This is a genomic window from Streptomyces sp. NBC_00224 (assembly GCF_041435195.1).
Lineage (GTDB): Bacteria > Actinomycetota > Actinomycetes > Streptomycetales > Streptomycetaceae > Streptomyces.
Genome location: NZ_CP108106.1, coordinates 2,625,961 through 2,643,127 on the forward strand (window position 1 = coordinate 2,625,961; position 17,167 = coordinate 2,643,127).

Below are 17,167 nucleotides of genomic sequence, written 5' to 3' on the forward strand. Positions count from 1 at the left end.
CAATCTGGGCGACTCTCACTACAAGGAGCGGCATGACGCTGAGCTCTCCCCGGCGGTCCGCCCTCGCCGACCAGGTGATCGCGCAGCTGCGCAACCAGATCACCTCGGGCGAGTGGCCGGTGGGATCGCGCATCCCCACCGAACCCGAGCTGGTCGAACAGCTGGGGGTGGCGCGCAACACGGTCCGCGAGGCGGTCCGGGCGCTCGCGCACAACGGGCTGCTCGACATCCGCCAGGGCTCGGGCACCTATGTGGTCGCGACGAGCGAGCTGGCGGGCGTGATGCACCGGCGCTTCGCCGACGCCGACCCCCGCCATGTGGCCGAACTGCGCTCCACCCTGGAGTCGTCGGCGGCCCGCCTCGCGGCCGAACGGCGTACGGCACGCGATCTGGCGCAGCTGGACGCGCTGCTCGCGCGGCGCGAGGAGACCTGGGAGTCGGGCGACGCGGAGGCGTTCGTCGCCGCCGACGCCACGCTGCACCTGGCGATCGTCGCGGCCTCGCACAACGACGTCCTGACCGAGCTCTACGCCGACCTCGGCGACCTCCTGCGCGACTGGCTCCGCGACGACGTGGGCCGCGAGCTGCGGCCGGAGAACCACATGGACCATGCCCGGCTGGTCGAGGCGATCCGGGCGGGCGACGGGGAGACGGCGGCCACGGAGGCCGCGGGCCACGCGTTCTTCTGCATCGGCGAACGGCTCTAGCGAACGGCTCTGGCGAACGGCTCTGGCGATCGGCTCTGGCGAAGACTTTTACCGGACGGCCGGCGACGGCTTCGGCGTCGGCGCCGCGTCCGGCTTCTCATGGGTGACCCACACCGCCCGCACCTCCTTCCAGCAGCGGTCGGTGAGCCGTACGGTCTGGGCGGGCGCGACCTCCACCGGGGCCGCGTCGGCGTCGATGTCCCACCAGCGGGCGCACTCGGCGTGCAGCCGCACCCGGTCGGTGTCGGGGTACGGGTTGTGGCAGTACGCGATGACGTGCGAGCCCCGCACCGAGGTGCGGCAGTCGGCCCCGAAGGGCTCGGGCGGCGCGGCCGGGGCGGGGTCCTCCGAGGTGGCGGCCCGTACGACCGAGGGGGCCGCGAGTGCGGCGAGTGCCGTGAGCAGGAGCGCCACCAGGGCGACGGCTCGGCGCTGGGCCGTACGCAAGGGCCGCACCGCCCCACCTCCTCCCCGGCCGACTGCCCGACTTGTCCGCTTCGCTCAGTCTGCGGGGAAGTGGCCGGACACGCACGACGGCCGCCCTCCGTCCGCGCGAGCGGACGGAGGGCGGCCGTCGAAAAGCCGGAGGCTCAGGCCCCCGTGAGGGAGGACGCTCAGGCCCCCATCATGTGCACGCCGCCGTCGACGTGGACGATCTCGCCCGTCGTCTTCGGGAACCAGTCCGAGAGCAGGGCCACGACGCCGCGGCCGGCCGGCTCCGGGTCGGCCATGTTCCACTCCAGCGGGGAGCGGGTGTTCCACACGTCCGCCAGCTCCGAGAAGCCCGGGATGGACTTGGCGGCCATCGAGCCGATCGGGCCCGCCGAGACCAGGTTGCAGCGGATGTTCTCCTTGCCCAGGTCGCGGGCGAGGTAGCGGGAGGTCGCCTCCAGGGCGGCCTTCGCCGGGCCCATCCAGTCGTACTGCGGCCAGGCGAACTGCGCGTCGAAGGTCAGGCCGACGACCGCGCTGCCGGAGCTCATCAGCGGGCGACAGGCCATGGTCAGCGACTTCAGCGAGAACGCCGAGACGTGCATCGCCGTCGACACCGAGTCGAACGGGGTGTTGAGGAAGTTGCCGCCGAGGGCGTCCTGCGGGGCGAAGCCGATGGAGTGGACGACGCCGTCCAGGCCGCCGAGCTCCTCCTTGACCAGGTCCGCCAGCCGGTCCAGGTGCTCCTGGTTGGTCACGTCGAGCTCGATGACCTTGGCGGGCTTGGGGAGCTTGCGGGCGATGCGCTCGGTGAGCGTGGGCCGCGGGAAGGCGGTCAGGATGACCTCGGCGCCCTGCTCCTGAGCCAGCTTCGCGGTGTGGAAGGCGATGGAGGACTCCATCAGCACACCCGTGATCAGGACGCGCTTGCCGTCGAGAATTCCGCTCATGTGATCAGTGACCCATGCCCAATCCGCCGTCAACCGGGATGACGGCACCAGTGATGTACGAGGCGTCGTCCGAGGCGAGGAAGCGGACCGCGGCAGCGATCTCCTCGGGCTGCGCGTAGCGGCCCAGCGGTACCCCGGAAAGGATCGAGGTGCGCTGCTCGTCAGTGAGCACCTTGGTCATGTCGGTGTCGACAAAACCGGGTGCGACGACGTTGAAAGTGATGTTGCGGGAGCCCAGCTCGCGCGCGAGGGAGCGGGCGAACCCGACGAGACCGGCCTTGGAGGCCGCGTAGTTGGCCTGGCCGGGCGAGCCCATCAGGCCGACGACGGACGAGATCAGGACGACGCGGCCCTTCTTGGCGCGCAGCATGGCGCGGTTGGCACGCTTCACGACCCGGAAGGTGCCGGTGAGGTTGGTGTCCAGGACCGAGGTGAAGTCCTCCTCGGACATCCGCATCAGCAGCTGGTCCTTGGTGACTCCGGCGTTGGCGACGAGCACCTCGACGGGCCCGTGGGCCTCCTCGATCTGCTTGTAGGCCTGCTCCACCTGCTCGGTGTCGGTGATGTCGCACTTGACGGCGAGGAACCCCTCCTCCTGGAGGGCGTCCGGCTCGCCGGAGCGGTAGGTGATCGCGACCTTGTCGCCCATGGAGGCGAAAGCGCGGGCGATGGCGAGGCCGATGCCCCGGTTTCCTCCGGTGACGAGAACCGAGCGGCTCAACGGATCACCCTTTCGATAGCGGTTTCGTACTTCCGCAAACTATCGGTACCGGCCGTTGTACGGGGAATCGACCTGTGACAGTGGCGTACGGAAAGCGCTGTGGGGTCCCTACAGAAAGGGATAGGCAGGCGGCCCCGAACCGCGACATGATCGGGTCGACCGGTCTCACACGACAGGAGACATCCGTGCCTCATTCCATCGACGCAGCCTTCACGGCGCTGCCGCTGCGGGCGCTCGCCGACGCCGCGCTGGCGCGCGCCCGTGCGCTCGGCGCCGACCATGCCGACTTCCGCCTGGAGCGGGTGCGCAGCGCGGCCTGGCGGCTGCGCGACGCCCGGCCCGCGGGGTCGTCCGACACCACGGACCTCGGTTACGCGGTCCGGGTGGTGCACGGCGGCGCCTGGGGCTTCGCCTCCGGCGTCGACCTCACCATGGACGCCGCCGCCAAGGTCGCCTCGCAGGCCGTGGCGATGGCGAAGCTCTCGGCGCAGGTGATCGCGGCCGCCGGGTCCGACGAGCGCGTGGAGCTGGCCCCGGAGCCGGTGCACGCCGACAGGACCTGGATCTCCTCGTACGAGATCGACCCGTTCTCCGTACCGGACGAGGAGAAGAGCGCGCTGCTCGCCGACTGGAGCCGGCGGCTGCTCGGGGCGGACGGGGTGGCGCACGTGGACGCCTCGCTGCTCACCGTCCACGAGAACAAGTTCTACGCGGACACGGCGGGCACCGTCACCACCCAGCAGCGGGTGCGGCTGCACCCGCAGCTCACCGCGGTCGCCGTGGACGGCAAGACCGGCGAGTTCGACTCGATGCGCACGATCGCGCCACCGGCGGGCCGCGGCTGGGAGTACCTCACGGGCACCGGCTGGGACTGGGACTCCGAGCTGGAGCAGATCCCGGCGCTGCTCGCGGAGAAGATGCGGGCGCCGAGCGTCGAGGCCGGGTCGTACGACCTGGTGGTCGACCCGTCGAACCTGTGGCTGACCATCCACGAGTCGATCGGCCACGCCACCGAGCTGGACCGGGCGCTGGGCTACGAGGCGGCGTACGCGGGCACCTCGTTCGCCACCTTCGACCAGCTGGGCAAGCTGGCGTACGGCTCGTCGGTGATGAACGTGACCGGTGACCGCACCGCCGAGCACGGTCTCGCGACCATCGGGTACGACGACGAGGGCGTCGAGGGGCAGTCCTGGGACCTGGTGAAGGACGGCACGCTGGTCGGCTACCAACTGGACCGCCGCATCGCCAAGTTGACGGGCCTGGGCCGTTCGAACGGCTGCGCCTTCGCGGACTCCCCCGGGCACGTCCCGGTCCAGCGCATGGCCAACGTCTCGCTCCAGCCGGACCCGGGCGGGCTCTCCACGGAGGACCTGATCGGGGGCGTGGAGCGCGGGATCTACGTGGTCGGCGACCGCTCGTGGTCGATCGACATGCAGCGCTACAACTTCCAGTTCACCGGCCAGCGCTTCTTCCGGATCGAGAACGGCAAGCTGGCGGGCCAGTTGCGCGATGTCGCCTACCAGGCGACGACGACCGACTTCTGGGGCTCGATGGAGAAGGTCGGCGGCCCGCAGACGTATGTGCTCGGCGGCGCCTTCAACTGCGGCAAGGCCCAGCCGGGCCAGGTGGCGGCGGTCTCCCACGGCTGCCCCTCCGCCCTGTTCCGGGGCGTGAACATTCTGAACACCACGCAGGAGGCCGGGCGATGAGCTCCCGTACGACCGTCAAGCCGCACGAGATCGTCGAGCGGGCGCTCGCGCTGTCCACCGCCGACGGGTGCGTCGTCATCGCGGACGAGCAGTCCTCCGCCAATCTGCGCTGGGCCGGCAACGCGCTGACCACCAACGGCGTGACCCGCGGCCGCACCCTCACCGTCATCGCGACCGTCGACGGGGCGCAGGGCACGGCCTCGGGCGTGGTGTCCCGGTCCGCCGTGACCGCCGACGACCTGGAGCCGCTGGTCCGGGCGGCGGAGGCGGCGGCGCGCGGCGCCGGGCCCGCCGAGGACGCCCAGCCGCTGGTCGAGGGCGTGCCGGTGGCGGCCGACTTCACCGACGGGCCCGCCGAGACCTCCTCGGCGGTCTTCGCGGAGTTCGCCCCCGCCCTCGGCGAGGCCTTCGCCCGGGCCCGCTCGGGCGGGCGCGAGCTGTACGGCTTCGCCAACCACGAGATGACCTCCTCGTACCTGGGTACCTCGACGGGCCTGCGGCTGCGCCACGACCAGCCGACCGGCACGCTCGAACTCAACGCCAAGTCGCCGGACCGGACGCGTTCGGCCTGGGCCGGGCGCTCCACGCGGGACTTCAAGGACGTCGACCCCGGCGCCCTGGACGAGGAGCTCGCCGTCCGGCTCGGCTGGGCCGAGCGCCGTATCGACCTGCCCGCGGGCCGGTACGAGACGCTGCTGCCGCCCACCGCGGTGGCCGATCTGCTGATCTACCAGCTGTGGTCGTCGAACGCGCGGGACGCCACCGAGGGCCGGACCGTGTTCTCCAAGCCCGGCGGCGGCACCAGGCTCGGCGAGACGCTGGCCCGGCTGCCGCTGACGTTGCGCAGCGACCCGAACGAGCCGGGTCTGGAGTCCGCGCCGTTCCAGCTGGCGCACTCCTCCGGCGACGACGCCTCCGTCTTCGACAACGGCCTGCCGCTGGCCCCCACCGACTGGATCCGGGACGGGAAGCTGGAGCGGCTGATCACCACCCGGCACAGCGCCGGGCTCACTCAGCTGCCCGTGACCCCGTCGATCGGCAACCTGGTCCTGGACGGCGGTGGCGAACGCTCCCTTGAGGAGATGGTCGCGGCCACCGAGCGGGGTCTGCTGCTGACCTGCCTCTGGTACATCCGCGAGGTGGACCCGGCGACGCTGCTGCTCACCGGGCTGACCCGGGACGGCGTCTACCTCGTCGAGAACGGCGAGGTGGTCGGGGAGGTCAACAACTTCCGGTTCAACGAGTCGCCGGTGGACCTGCTGTCGCGGGCCACCGAGGCCGGGCGGACCGAGAAGACCCTGCCGCGCGAGTGGAGCGACTGGTTCACCCGGGCCGCGATGCCGGCCCTGCGGGTGCCGGACTTCAATATGAGCTCGGTCAGCCAGGGCGTCTGACCCCCATAGACTGACTGCTGCACATCCACACACCTGAGCCGAGGAGACGTACGACCGTGACGGACATCGTCGATGAGCTGCAGTGGCGCGGGCTGATCGCCCTCTCCACTGACGAGGACGCACTGCGCAAGGCGTTCGCGGACGGTCCCGTCACGTTCTATTGCGGCTTCGACCCGACCGCGCCCAGCCTGCACCTCGGCAACCTGGTGCAGATCCTGACCATGCGCCGGATCCAGCAGGCGGGCAACCGCCCGCTGGGCCTGGTCGGCGGGGCCACCGGTCTGATCGGCGACCCCAAGCCGAACTCGGAGCGCACGCTGAACGCGCCCGAGGTCGTCGCGGGCTGGGTCGAGCGGCTGCGCGGGCAGATCGAGCGGTTCCTCGACTTCGAGGGCCCGCACGCCGCGACCATGGTCAACAACCTGGACTGGACGTCGGGCCTGTCGGCCATCGACTTCCTGCGTGACATCGGCAAGTACTTCCGGGTCAACAAGATGATCGCGAAGGAGGCGGTCGCCCGGCGGCTGAACTCCGACGCGGGCATCAGCTACACCGAGTTCAGCTACCAGATCCTGCAGGGCATGGACTTCCTGGAGCTGTACCGGCGGTACGGCTGTGTGCTGCAGACCGGCGGCAGCGACCAGTGGGGCAACCTCACCGCGGGCACCGACCTGATCCACCGGGTCGCCCCGGAGGCCGAGGTGCACGCGCTGGCCACCCCGCTGATCACCAAGGCCGACGGCACCAAGTTCGGCAAGACGGAGTCCGGCACGGTCTGGCTGGACCCCGAGCGCACCACGCCGTACGCGTTCTACCAGTTCTGGCTGAACGCGGACGACCGCGATGTCTCCAAGTTCCTGCGGATCTTCAGCTTCAAGTCCCGCGAGGAGATCGAGGAGCTGGAGCAGCTCACCGAGGAGCGCCCGCAGGCGCGTGCCGCGCAGCGCGCGCTCGCCGAGGAGCTGACGACGCTGGTGCACGGCGCCGACCAGTGCGCGGCGGTCGTCGCCGCGTCGAAGGCGCTGTTCGGGCAGGGCGAGCTGGCGGACCTGGACGAGGCCACGCTGGCCTCCGCGCTCTCCGAGCTGCCGCACGCCGAGGTCGCCGAGGCCGGTCTGGTGGTGGACCTGTTCGCCGCGGTGGAGCTGGTGGCGAGCAAGTCGGCGGCCCGGCGCACGGTGAAGGAGGGCGGCGCCTACGTGAACAACGCGAAGGTGACGTCCGAGGACGCGGTGATCACGGCCGACGATCTGCTGCACGGCCGCTGGCTGGTGCTGCGCCGGGGCAAGAAGAACCTGGCCGCGATCGAGGTCACGGGCGCCTGACCTGCACATACGGTAAGTGGTGAGGGGGCGGTTCCGGTACGGGGCCGCCCCCTCACCGTACCGTCAGGCCCGCTGTTTGTTGCCCCGCAGCGCCATGTAGAGCATGTCGCCGAGGAAGACGATGACGACCGCCGCCGCGACCTGGAGGCCGTGCCGGCCCCAGTCGATGCCCTTGGTCTCGGCGATTCCGATCGCCCGGGCGATCGAGTTGCCGACCACACCGCCGATGATGCCGAAGATGGTGGTCAGCCAGAGCGGACTGTGCTGCTTCCCGGGAAGGATCGCCTTCGCGATGAGACCCAGCACGAATCCCACGATGATCGCCCACAACCAGCCCATGGCTGCCTCCTCGTTCGCTCGACATGAGCAGTCGCAGTCAGTGTTGACCCATCCGCCATACGGCGCATGTCGGACTCGTCCGTACGCAGTACGGATCGGGTCAATCACGCAGGCCGGACCGGCCCCGGTCTCGAACCCGACGGATACCGGGCGTACCGTGTGAACAGTCCGGACCGGGGAGAGTCCGGTGTGGAGTCGGGTGGTGGAGCTTGATGCGGAAGCGGAGCGGAGCCGAGGTCTTCCGGATCACCGGGGCCCGGCAGAGTCTCGCCGAGGACGTGCGGGGGCGGCAGCGCCGCTATGTGATCTCGATGTCGATCCGTACGGTGTCGGTCGTGCTGACGGCCGTCCTGTGGAACATCGAGCGCCCTGTCGCAATCGTGACCCTGGTGTTGGGAGCCCTGCTCCCTTATGTGGCTGTGGTGCTCGCCAACGCCGGGCGGGAGAACGTGCCTTCACTGCCGTCGACGTACATCCCCGCACCGTCGCGGCCGATGCTCGGGGCGGCTCCGGCGGGGGGTCCGACGGCGGCTCCGACGGAACCCACAGAGGCCTCCGGAACCCCTGACCACGAACCGTGGTCACGCGAGCAGACCTGATCCGTCACCGTCTGCAAAGCTCAAGAAAAGCTCAGATCAATCATGAAGTTACGGTGCACCACATAGGGTCCCCCGTGACATACTGCGTAGGCGCTCCGCATCCCCCGTCGGAGCGACGGACCGACGCCGGGCAGCTCCCCCCGTGGCTGCTCGGCGTCGCCATGTCACCCCCGGTTCATGGCGCAGAATGTATCCGTGAGTGACGAGATCGCCGACGAGGCGCCCACATGTTCCGCCAAGGGCTGCCGCACCGCGGCCATATGGGTCCTGGCATGGAACAACCCGAAGATCCACACGCCGGAGCGGCGCAAGACCTGGCTCGCGTGCGACGAACACCGCGAGCACCTCTCCCAGTTCCTGGGCGTGCGCGGGTTCCTCAAGGACGTGGTGCCGCTGGCCGAGTGGGAGTCAGCCGCCGATCGCTGACATCGGGCGGTCGGGCTGAAGGAAAGCCGGGTCGTCCAGACCGGATCCGGCCTTCTTTCCCCACATCGCCAGCCGCCACAGCCGGGCGATCTCCTCGTCCGGCGCGCCCGAGCGCAGGGCCGCGCGCAGGTCGGACTCCTCGCGCGCGAAGAGGCAGGTGCGCACCTGGCCGTCGGCGGTGAGCCGGGTCCGGTCGCAGGCCGAGCAGAACGGGCGGGTCACCGAGGCGATGACGCCGACCCGGTGCGGTCCGCCGTCCACCACCCAGCGCTCGGCGGGCGCGGAGCCCCGCTCGTCGTCGCCCTCGGCGGTGAGCGAGAACCTCGTACGCAGCGAGGCGAGGATGTCACCGGCGGTGATCATGCCGTCGCGCTTCCAGCCGTGCTGGGCGTCGAGCGGCATCTGCTCGATGAACCTCAGCTCGTAGTCGTGCGCCACGGCCCAGGCCAGCAGGTCGGGGGCCTCGTCGTCGTTGAGCCCCGGCATCAGGACCGCGTTGACCTTGACCGGGGTGAGCCCGGCGGCGCGGGCGGCCTCCATGCCCTCGATGACGTCCTTGTGGCGGTCGCGGCGGGTGAGGGTCTTGAAGACCTCGGGGCGCAGGGTGTCGAGGGAGACGTTGACCCGGTCGAGACCGGCCGACTGCAGCGCGGCCGCGGTGCGCTTCAGACCGATGCCGTTGGTGGTGATCGACATCCGGGGGCGGGGCTCCAGGGCCGCGCAGCGCTCCACGATGCCGACCAGGCCCGGGCGCAGCAGCGGCTCGCCGCCGGTGAAGCGGACCTCGGTGATGCCGAGCTCGGTCACGGCGATGCGGATGAGGCGGACGATCTCGTCGTCGGTGAGCAGGTCCGGCTTGGCCAGCCACTGCAGGCCCTCTTCCGGCATGCAGTACGTGCACCGCAGATTGCAGCGGTCCGTGAGTGAGACACGCAGGTCAGTGGCCACACGGCCGTATGTGTCGATGAGCACTGTGGGCCCCCTCCCCCGATTACCGGTTGGTTTATACAGCCGAGCCTACGCGAGAGGGGTGACAACAGCGGGGGCCGTTTGCCACGAGGTGCGACGCGGCCGCGTCGTAGAGTCCTACGACGCGGCCGCGGCTCGTACCCGTGGGGAACGCCCTAGTGGGCACCGATTCCGGTGAGGGACTTGACCTCCAGCTCCGCGTACTTTCCGGCGTCCGGCTCCTCCTTCGAGAGCAGCGATCCGATCAGACCTAGCAGGAAGCCGACGGGGATCGAGATCAGGCCGGGGTTCTCCAGCGGGAACCAGTGGAAGTCGACGCCCTTGAACATCGACGTCTTCGGGTTGCCGGAGACGACCGGCGAGAACAGCACGAGCACGACCGCCGTGGTCAGACCGCCGTAGATCGACCACAGCGCGCCCTGGGTGGTGAACCGCTTCCAGAAGAGGCTGTAGAGGATGGTCGGCAGGTTGGCGGAGGCGGCGACCGCGAAGGCGAGCGCCACCAGACCGGCGACGTTCAGATCGCGGGCGAAGGCGCCGAGCACGATGGCGGCGGCCCCGATGAAGACGGTCGCCCAGCGCGCGGCCCGGACCTCCTCCTGCTCGGTCGCCTTCCCCTTGCGGATGACGTTGGCGTAGATGTCGTGCGCGAAGGAGGACGACGAGGCGAGGGTGAGGCCCGCGACGACCGCGAGGATCGTGGCGAAGGCGACCGCCGAGATCACCGCGAGCAGGATCGCGCCCCCGTTGGAGCCGCTGCCGCCGCCGATCTCCAGGGCCGCCAGTGGCGCCGCGGTGTTGCCCGCCGGGTTGGAGGCGATGATGTCGCCCGGTTTGAGGAGCGCGGCCGCGCCGAAGCCGAGCACGATCGTCATCAGGTAGAAGGCGCCGATGATGCCGATCGCCCAGTTCACCGACTTACGGGCGGCCTTGGCCGTGGGGACGGTGTAGAAGCGGATCAGGATGTGCGGCAGGCCGGCCGTGCCCAGCACCAGGGCGATGCCGAGCGAGATGAAGTCCAGCTTGGAGGTGCCCGTCTTGCCGTACTTGAGGCCGGGCTCCAGGAAGGCGCTGCCCTTGCCGCTGTTCTTGGCGGCCGTGCCGAGCAGGTCCGAGAGGTTGAAGTTGAACTTCAGCAGGATCAGGAAGGTGATCAGGATGGTGCCCGCGATGAGCAGGACCGCCTTGACCATCTGCACCCAGGTGGTGCCCTTCATCCCGCCGATCGTCACGTACACGATCATGAGCACGCCGACCAGGGCGACGATCAGGACCTTGCCCGCGTCGCTGGTGATGCCGAGCAGCAGCGAGACCAGGACGCCGGCGCCGGCCATCTGCGCCAGCAGGTAGAAGATCGAGACGACGATGGTGGAGGTGCCCGCGGCCGTGCGTACGGGACGCTGGCGCATCCGGTACGCGAGCACGTCGCCCATGGTGTAGCGGCCGGAGTTGCGCAGCGGCTCGGCGACCAGGAGCAGCGCCACCAGCCAGGCGACCAGGAAGCCGATCGAGTACAGGAAGCCGTCGTAGCCGAAGAGCGCGATGGCTCCGGCGATGCCGAGGAAGGACGCGGCGGACATGTAGTCGCCGGAGACCGCCAGGCCGTTCTGGAAGGCGGTGAACTGGCGGCCGCCCGCGTAGAAGTCGGCCGCGCTCTTGGTCTGGCGGCCCGCCCAGACCGTGATGACCAGGGTCGCGACGACGAACACCGAGAAGAGCGTGATGATCAGCGGCCGGTGCTCGGTGGTGGCGGTCGCCGCGAGCGGGAGGTGGGCGTACGGGGCGCTCATGCGTCGGCCTCCATGCGGGACTTGATCGCCTCGGCACGGGGGTCGAGCTTGGCGACCGCGTACCGCGAGTAGAACCAGGCGATGAGGAAGGTGGTGAGGAACTGGGCGAGACCGAAGACGAGCGCCACGTTGATGTTGCCGAACAGCTTGTGGCCCATAAAGCCGCCCGCGTAGTTGGACAGCAGGACGTACAGCAGGTACCAGGCGATGAAGGCGACCGTCAGGGGGAACGCGAACCGGCGGTGCGTGCGGCGCAGTTCGGCGAATTCCTCGCTCGCCTGCACCTCGACGAACTTCTCGGTGGGGGGCTGGGCGGGGCGCGTGTCGATACCGCCTTCGGGCGGTGGCACGTCGGTGGCCACGGAGTCTCCTCGCGATGCGGGTGCGGTGGGGATGGACGTCAAGGGGGACCTCACTGTCGGGGACGGGGTGATGGTGGTCCCCCTGACAACGGCACGGAGAGCGTCGCGTCTCGGTTCAGACCGGTCGTTTTTCTCGGCACCTCCTCCCGGCGCCGTCTTCACTGCGTTCGCACAACTTCTCGGACCAAGACGCCCGAACTCGTTGATGGGCCCGCATGATCAGCGATAGCTTCGCTGGTCATGTACCCGTCCATCCGTGACCCGCGGTTGGACGGCTCTCACGGATGATGTGGAGAACCCATGGCTCATCTGGGATCCGGACGGCGACGGGCCCTCGTGCTCCCCGCCGGCCTGGCGCTCACGGCCTCGCTCGGCTTCCTCCCGGCGGGCACGGCCTCGGCCGCACCGGCCCCCGCCGCCGACGGACCGGACCTCTCGTACGTCGTCAACACCACGGGCGGACACGGCACTTCGGCCCGCGTGCAGAAGGCGATAGCGAAGGCGGGCGGCACGGTCGTCGTCTCGTACGACCGGATAGGCGTGGTCGTCGTGCACTCCACGAACCCCGCGTTCGCCCGGGAGATACGCCGGGCCAGGGGCGTCACCTCCGCCGGTGCCACCCGTACGACGCCTCTGAAGGCGCAGGCCACCACCGAGGAGGGCACCACCCAGGCCCTCACCCCGGCCGAGGCCGCCAAGGCGAAGGCGGCGGCCGCACCCGGCCAGGAGCCGCTGGAGGCCAACCAGTGGAACCTGCGGGCGATCGGCGCCGACAAGGCCGCCAAGATCTACCCGGGCAGCCGCCGGGTCACCGTCGGCGTGATCGACACCGGGGTCGACGACACCCACCCCGACCTCGCCCCGAACTTCTCCGCCTCCCAGTCGGCCAACTGCGTGGGCGGCGTCGCCGACACCTCGCCGGGCGCCTGGCGGCCGTACGTGGGCGGCAGCGACCACGGCACACACGTCGCGGGCGAGATAGCCGCGGCCCGCAACGGGATCGGCGTCGCCGGGGTCGCGCCCGGCGTCAAGGTCGCCGGGATCAAGGTCGCCGAGCAGGGCAGCGGGCTGTTCTTCACCGAGGCGGTGGTCTGCGGGTTCGTCTTCGCCGCCGAGCACCACATCGACGTCACCAACAACAGCTATTACGTGGACCCCTGGTACTTCAACTGCAAGGCCGACCCGGACCAGAAGGCGCTGCTCGACGCGGTGACCCGGGCGAGCAAGTACGCCGAGCACAAGGGCGTCCTCAACGTCGCGGCGGCGGGCAACGAGAACTACGACCTGTCCAAGCACGCCATCACCGACACCACCAGCCCGGACGACCAGCCCGCACCGCACCCCACGGTGACCGTGGACCCGGCCAAGTGCCCGGACATCCCGGCCCAGTTGCCGGGTGTCGTCACGGTCGCGGCGACCGGGGTGCAGAACGTCAAGTCGTACTACTCCAGCTACGGCCTGGGCCAGATCGACGTGGCCGCGCCCGGCGGTGACAAGTACCAGATCCCGGACACCCCGGACAAGAACGGGCGGATCCTGGCGACGCTCCCGGGCGGGCAGTACGGCTACAAGCAGGGCACGTCCATGGCCACGCCGCACGTCGTCGGCGTCGCCGCGCTCCTGAAGTCCAAGAACCCGTGGGCATCGCCGGCCGAGCTGCGGGAGATGCTCAAGGAGCAGGCCGACAACCCCGGCTGCCCCACCGGCCTGTACGACCCGGACGGCAACGGCGTCCAGGACTCCACGTGTGAGGGCGGCAAGCGCGTCAACGGCTTCTACGGCCGGGGCGTCGTCAACGCGCTGAGCGCGGTCACCGAGTAGCACGACCGAACAGGCGCGGCCGGACGGCTCCGCGCCGCGCCTGTTCGCACAGCTCCTTTCCGTACGTAACGAGACCTTCGTCAACCACATGGAGATCCCATGACGTTGCACTTCTCCCGTACGCACCGCGCCCTCGCCGCTTCCGTCGGCATGGCGACCATCACCGCGCTCGCGATCCTGCCGGGCACGGCGTCGGCCATGCCGGCCGGCGGCGCGGCCACCAAGGCCGCCCCGGCCGCCGCCTCGCCCTCGCTCAGCTATGTCGTCAACCTCCGCAAGGGATACGGGCACGCGGACCGGGTCAGAAGGGCGATCGAGGCGGCCGGTGGCACGGTCGTCCAGTCCTACGACCGGATCGGCGTGATCGTCGTCCACTCCGCCGACCCCGGCTTCGCGACGGCCATGCGGGCGGTACGGGGAGTGGAGTCGGCCGGGGCGACCCGGACCGCGCCGCTGCCCGCGCAGACGACGACCGACGTCGGCACGCCCAAGACGCTCAGCGCCGAGGAGGTCCGGGCCGCCACCGCCGGGGCCGCGGCAGGCGAGGACCCGCTGGAGCCGCTCCAGTGGGACCTGAAGGCCATCAAGGCCGACAAGGCCCACGAGAAGACCCTGGGCAGCTCCAGGGTGACCGTCGGCGTCGTCGACACGGGCGTGGACGACACCCACCCCGACATCGCGCCCAACTTCGACCGCGCCAAGTCGGTGAGCTGCATCGGCGGCAAGCCGGACACCACCGACGGCGCCTGGCGGCCGTTCACCACCGGCGGCTCCCCGCACGGCACGCATGTGGCGGGCGAGATAGCCGCGGCCAAGAACGGCGTCGGCGTCACCGGTGTGGCGCCCGGGGTGAAGGTCGCCGCCATCAAGGTCTCCACCCAGGGCGGCAGCTTCTTCTACACGGAGGCCGTCGTCTGCGGCTTCATGTGGGCCGCCGACCACGGCATCGACGTGACCAACAACAGCTATTACACCGACCCCTGGTACTTCAACTGCAAGACCGACCCGGACCAGAAGGCGCTGGTCGAGGCGATCACCCGGGCCAGCCGGTACGCCGAGTCCAAGGGCACGGTGAACGTGGCGGCGGCGGGCAACGAGAGCTACGACCTCGCGGCCGACTCGCTCACCGACCCGGCCAGCCCCAACGACTCCACGCCGGGCGACCGGACGGTCGACCCGAGCGAGTGCTTCGACATCCCCACGCAGCTGCCGGGGGTGGTCACGGTCGCCTCGACCGGGGCCAAGGGCCTGAAGTCCTCGTTCTCCAACTACGGTCTGGGCGTGGTCGACGTGGCGGCGCCGGGCGGCGACTCGACCGCCTACCAGCCGCCGCAGGCCCCGGCCACCAGCGGTCTGATCCTCGGCCCGGTGCCCGGCGGCAAGTGGGCCTACATGGCGGGTACGTCGATGGCGACCCCGCACGTGGTGGGCGTGGCCGCACTGCTCAAGTCCGCGCACCCGCACGCGCCCGCCTGGAAGATCAAGGAGCTCCTGAAGGAGGGCGCGGACGCGACGGCCTGCCCCGACCCGTACGACATCGACGGGGACGGGAAGGTCGACGCGGTGTGCGAGGGCGGGAAGCGCCACAGCGGGTTCTATGGGGCGGGGGTTGTGAACGCGCTGCGGGCGGTGCGGTAGCGCTCCGCGGGGGCGCGGGTTCGTCTGCGGGCCGTGTGTGGCTGGTCGCGCCCACGCGGCGGAGCCGCAAATGTCACAGCCCCGCGCCCCTCAGGGGGCCCGTAGGCGAAGCCCCCTACGGCTTGATCAGGACCTTCAGGGCCGTGCGCTCGTCCATCGCCTTGTAGCCGCCGGGGACGCCGTCGATGCCGACCGTCACGTCGAAGACCGGGGACGGGTCGATCGCGCCGGACAGGACGTCCGGCAGCAGCTCCGGGATGTAGGCGCGGACCGGGGCGACGCCGCCCCGCAGCGCGATGTTGCGGTCGAACATGACGCTGAGGTCGAGGCCGGTGCCGCTGCCGTGCGGGACGCCCACGTAGCCGATGGCGCCGCCGTCGCGGGTAATCTCGACGGCGGTGCGCATCGACTGCTCGGTGCCGACCGCCTCGATGACCGCGTGCGCGCCCTGGCCCCGGGTCAGCTCGCGCACCGCGTCGACGGCGGCCTCGCCGCGCTCGGCGACGACGTCCGTGGCGCCGAAGGTCCGCGCGATGTCCGTACGGGCCTGGTGGCGCCCGAGCGCGATGATCCGCTCGGCGCCGAGCCGCTTGGCCGCCAGGACGCCGCAGAGGCCGACGGCCCCGTCACCGACGACGGCGACCGTGGAGCCGCGCTTCACGCCCGCGCCGACGGCCGCGTGGTGGCCCGTGCCGAGCACGTCGGAGAGGGCGAGCAGGGCGGTGAGCAGGTGGTCGTCGGAGGCCGCGGCGGCGGGCAGCTTGACCAGCGTGCCGTCGGCGAACGGCACCCGGACCGCCTCGCCCTGGCCGCCGTCGGAGCCCACCGAGCCCCAGAACCCGCCCTGCGGGCAGGACGTCTGGAGCCCCTCGGCGCAGTACTCGCAGTTGCCGTCGGACCAGACGAAGGGCGCGACCACGAGGTCCCCGGCCCGGAACCCGTTCACCTCGGAGCCCGCCTCCTCGACCACACCGAGGAACTCGTGCCCGATCCGCTGCCCGGGCTGCCGGGCGGACTCGCCCCGGTAGGCCCACAGGTCGCTGCCGCAGATACAGGCCCGCAGCACCCGGACGACCGCGTCGGTGGGGAACCGGACCACGGGGTCGGGCACGTCCTCCACCCGGATGTCGTGGGGGGCGTGGATGACGGTGGCGCGCATGGGGCAGGTCCTTGCTGGTCAGTCAGGGGTGGTACGGAGAACAGCGGGCCACCGGCGGTACGGCTCGGTCGCCCGGGGGGGTCCGTTCTCACCGTACGCCCCTCACACCCCCGCCGCCCCCAGCGCCGCCCCCGCCGCGTACGTCACTCCCATGGCCACCGCGCCCCCGGCCATGTTGCGCAGTACCGCCGCGCCGGCCGGGGCCGAGCCCAGGCGGGCGCTGCCCCAGCCGGTGAGGGCCAGGGCGGCCAGGACCGAGGTGACCGTCACGTACAGGCGGAGCGAGGACGGGGGCAGGACGATGGCCAGGAGGGGGAGCAGGGCGCCGGCCGTGAAGGCCAGGAAGCTGGCGCCCGCCGCGTGCCAGGGGTTGGCCAGCTCGTCGGGGTCGATGCCGAGCTCCACGCGCGCGTGGGCGCGCAGGGCGTCGCGCTCGGTGAGCTGCCGCGCCGCCTCCCGCGCCACCTCGGCGCTGAGGCCGCGGTCCTCCAACAGGCCGCTCAGCTCCTCCAGTTCGGCCTCCGGCTCCTCGCGCAGCTCGCGCCGCTCCTGCGCCAGGGCGGCCTTCTCGGAGTCGCGCTGGGTCGACACGGAGACGTACTCGCCCGCCGCCATCGACATCGAGCCGGCAAGCAGCCCGGCGAGGCCCGCCGTCAGCAGGGCGGAGCGGTCGTCCGTCGCGCCCGCCACGCCGACGACGAGGCCCGCCGTGGACACGATGCCGTCGTTGGCGCCGAGGACCGCCGCCCGCAGCCAGTTCAGGCGCGTGCCGAGGGCGCCCTGGTGGGCCTCGTCGTGGCCCTGGGCGGTCTCCGCTTCCGTCATG

17 protein-coding genes are annotated in these 17,167 nt (G+C 71.0%); 8 read left to right on the forward strand and 9 right to left on the reverse strand.

Going from position 1 to position 17,167, the window contains the following annotated elements; all coding sequences use genetic code 11:
* Nucleotides 1-32 precede the first annotated feature (32 nt).
* Nucleotides 33-707, forward strand: coding sequence for a FadR/GntR family transcriptional regulator (locus tag OG965_RS11710; RefSeq protein WP_371651847.1), 675 nt, complete (start codon nucleotides 33-35; stop codon nucleotides 705-707).
* Between the two features lie 48 nt (nucleotides 708-755).
* Here OG965_RS11710 and OG965_RS11715 read toward each other — a convergent pair whose 3' ends face one another.
* From OG965_RS11715 to fabG, 3 genes are all read right to left on the reverse strand, one after another.
* Entirely contained in the window at nucleotides 756-1,154 is a 399-nt protein-coding gene (locus tag OG965_RS11715) for a hypothetical protein (protein WP_371656921.1), read from the reverse strand.
* A gap of 167 nt (nucleotides 1,155-1,321) precedes the next feature.
* Nucleotides 1,322-2,089, reverse strand: a complete 768-nt coding sequence (gene fabI / locus OG965_RS11720; RefSeq protein WP_371651849.1) for an enoyl-ACP reductase FabI — start codon at nucleotides 2,087-2,089, stop codon at nucleotides 1,322-1,324.
* A 4-nt stretch (nucleotides 2,090-2,093) separates the two neighbouring features.
* A complete protein-coding gene (fabG, locus tag OG965_RS11725) occupies nucleotides 2,094-2,810 on the reverse strand; it encodes a 3-oxoacyl-[acyl-carrier-protein] reductase (protein WP_371651852.1) in 717 nt (238 codons plus the stop codon).
* Between the two features lie 146 nt (nucleotides 2,811-2,956).
* On the opposite strand from fabG, the gene OG965_RS11730 reads away from it, so the two are divergent.
* The 3 genes from OG965_RS11730 to tyrS are packed head-to-tail and all read left to right on the forward strand — an operon-like array spanning nucleotide 2,957 to nucleotide 7,238.
* Nucleotides 2,957-4,519 (forward strand): TldD/PmbA family protein, encoded by a 1,563-nt coding sequence (locus OG965_RS11730; protein WP_371651854.1) that lies wholly within the window; start codon nucleotides 2,957-2,959, stop codon nucleotides 4,517-4,519.
* A complete protein-coding gene (locus OG965_RS11735; RefSeq protein WP_371651856.1) occupies nucleotides 4,516-5,913 on the forward strand; it encodes a metallopeptidase TldD-related protein in 1,398 nt (465 codons plus the stop codon). Before OG965_RS11730 ends, OG965_RS11735 begins: the two co-directional genes overlap by 4 nt.
* A gap of 56 nt (nucleotides 5,914-5,969) precedes the next feature.
* Complete coding sequence (gene tyrS, locus OG965_RS11740) at nucleotides 5,970-7,238, forward strand: tyrosine--tRNA ligase (protein WP_371651858.1); 1,269 nt, start codon at nucleotides 5,970-5,972, stop codon at nucleotides 7,236-7,238.
* Between the two features lie 63 nt (nucleotides 7,239-7,301).
* On the opposite strand, the gene OG965_RS11745 is transcribed toward tyrS, so the two are convergent.
* Nucleotides 7,302-7,577, reverse strand: coding sequence for a GlsB/YeaQ/YmgE family stress response membrane protein (locus tag OG965_RS11745; RefSeq protein WP_371651860.1), 276 nt, complete (start codon nucleotides 7,575-7,577; stop codon nucleotides 7,302-7,304).
* Between the two features lie 212 nt (nucleotides 7,578-7,789).
* Between OG965_RS11745 and OG965_RS11750 the strand changes: the two genes are divergently transcribed.
* Nucleotides 7,790-8,176, forward strand: coding sequence for a DUF3099 domain-containing protein (locus tag OG965_RS11750; protein WP_371651862.1), 387 nt, complete (start codon nucleotides 7,790-7,792; stop codon nucleotides 8,174-8,176).
* Nucleotides 8,177-8,353: 177 nt separating this feature from the next.
* Complete coding sequence (locus OG965_RS11755) at nucleotides 8,354-8,602, forward strand: hypothetical protein (protein ID WP_101387680.1); 249 nt, start codon at nucleotides 8,354-8,356, stop codon at nucleotides 8,600-8,602.
* Here OG965_RS11755 and moaA read toward each other — a convergent pair.
* From moaA to OG965_RS11770, 3 genes are all read right to left on the reverse strand, one after another.
* Nucleotides 8,585-9,574 (reverse strand): GTP 3',8-cyclase MoaA, encoded by a 990-nt coding sequence (gene moaA / locus OG965_RS11760; RefSeq protein ID WP_371651864.1) that lies wholly within the window; start codon nucleotides 9,572-9,574, stop codon nucleotides 8,585-8,587. The two genes, OG965_RS11755 and moaA, sit on opposite strands and share 18 nt — an antisense overlap.
* 152 nt (nucleotides 9,575-9,726) lie before the next feature.
* Complete coding sequence (locus OG965_RS11765; RefSeq protein WP_371651866.1) at nucleotides 9,727-11,361, reverse strand: cation acetate symporter; 1,635 nt, start codon at nucleotides 11,359-11,361, stop codon at nucleotides 9,727-9,729.
* Complete coding sequence (locus OG965_RS11770) at nucleotides 11,358-11,723, reverse strand: DUF485 domain-containing protein (RefSeq protein WP_371651868.1); 366 nt, start codon at nucleotides 11,721-11,723, stop codon at nucleotides 11,358-11,360. Before OG965_RS11770 ends, OG965_RS11765 begins: the two co-directional genes overlap by 4 nt.
* Before the next feature lie 300 nt (nucleotides 11,724-12,023).
* Between OG965_RS11770 and OG965_RS11775 the strand changes: the two genes are divergently transcribed.
* Both OG965_RS11775 and OG965_RS11780 read left to right on the forward strand, forming a co-directional pair.
* Nucleotides 12,024-13,544 carry a S8 family serine peptidase gene (locus tag OG965_RS11775; RefSeq protein WP_371651870.1) on the forward strand — a complete coding sequence of 507 codons (1,521 nt, stop codon included), beginning with the start codon at nucleotides 12,024-12,026 and terminating at the stop codon, nucleotides 13,542-13,544.
* Between the two features lie 99 nt (nucleotides 13,545-13,643).
* Complete coding sequence (locus OG965_RS11780; RefSeq protein ID WP_371651872.1) at nucleotides 13,644-15,182, forward strand: S8 family serine peptidase; 1,539 nt, start codon at nucleotides 13,644-13,646, stop codon at nucleotides 15,180-15,182.
* Between the two features lie 115 nt (nucleotides 15,183-15,297).
* Here OG965_RS11780 and OG965_RS11785 read toward each other — a convergent pair whose 3' ends face one another.
* Together OG965_RS11785 and OG965_RS11790 are read right to left on the reverse strand one after the other, a co-directional pair.
* Nucleotides 15,298-16,341, reverse strand: coding sequence for a zinc-dependent alcohol dehydrogenase family protein (locus tag OG965_RS11785; RefSeq protein ID WP_371651875.1), 1,044 nt, complete (start codon nucleotides 16,339-16,341; stop codon nucleotides 15,298-15,300).
* A gap of 102 nt (nucleotides 16,342-16,443) precedes the next feature.
* A complete protein-coding gene (locus tag OG965_RS11790; protein ID WP_371651877.1) occupies nucleotides 16,444-17,166 on the reverse strand; it encodes a VIT family protein in 723 nt (240 codons plus the stop codon).
* Between the last annotated feature and the right edge of the window lies 1 nt (nucleotide 17,167).